We start from the raw sequence: 1,093 nt of genomic DNA on the forward strand, positions 1-1,093 counted from the left end.
CCGCGTGCCCCGCACCACGGGGGCCGTGCGTCTCCGGCGCGACGGTCGTGCCCCACGCGTTCACGCCGGAGACGCACGGCCCCCGTGGTGCGGGGCACGCGGGGCTGCCGCCGTCGACGAGGGTTCCGGATCCGCGGAGCGGAGCCCGACTCTGGGTGGACGCGGCTCGCGCTGCCCCGGGTGAACTGGTGGGGATCGTGACCGGTCCCTCGTCCACGATCGCTCACGCGCTGGAACTCGAGCCCGCGCTCCCGCGGCTGCTGCGGCGGCTGGTCGTGATGGGCGGGTCCTTCCGCGGACACCCGGGCAACACCACGCCGGTGAGCGAGTGGAACGTCGACGTGGACCCCGAGGCCGCCGACCGGGTGTGCCTGGCGTGGGAGGCGGCCCGGTCCGTGGACCCGTCGGTGCCGCCCGTGAGGTGGTGCGGACTCGATCTGACCGAGCGCGCGGTGTGGACCCCCGAGCACTCCGAGCGGCTCCTGGCGGCGTCCGGGACCCCGCTGGCCAGGCATCTGGTCGACGCGCTGCGCTTCTACTTCGAGTTCCACGAGTCCGTGGGCGAGGGCTACCTGGCGCAGGTGCACGATCCCCTGGTGGCCTGGCTGGCACTCCGCCCCGGGGCGGCCCTGACCGAGCCCGTCCATCTGCGTGTCGAGTGCGCGGGCGAGCACACCCGGGGGATGACGGTCGAGGACCGCCGTGGACACCGCGGGCGGCCGGCGAACGCCGAGCTCGTGGTCGACCTCTCCGTTCCGGGCGGTGCGGGGGCGGTGGTCGAGGAGGTCGCCGCCTCGATCGCGGACCTACACTGAGATGACCTCCACCGGTCCGCTCCTGCATCAGGGCCACCACCCGCACGCGGTTGACCACCCCGGGATCGCCGGGTGGAACCGGTGCTAATCTCGTCCGGATGCCCTGGCGTCGGCACCCACCGTCGCGGGACAACGGATCGTCGTCTCACTGTCAGTTCACCCCGGGAGAGTCCATGAGGCCTGTCGCCGCCGTCGCCTTCGCTGGTGGAGCCGTCGCGGCCGGGTTCGCCGCGCGACGCCTCGCTCAGCCCGCCCGGCCGACGGCAGCAGCTCCGACC

General features: G+C 74.2%; 1 protein-coding gene. It reads left to right on the top strand.

All coding sequences use genetic code 11. The annotated features are described in order from the left end of the window. A partial coding sequence (locus IY392_RS15940) for a nucleoside hydrolase (protein ID WP_194861741.1) occupies window positions 1–815 on the top strand: 815 nt, incomplete at its 5' end. Between the last annotated feature and the right edge of the window lie 278 nt (window positions 816–1,093).

This window comes from Dietzia sp. SYD-A1 (assembly GCF_015356725.1).
Lineage (GTDB): Bacteria > Actinomycetota > Actinomycetes > Mycobacteriales > Mycobacteriaceae > Dietzia.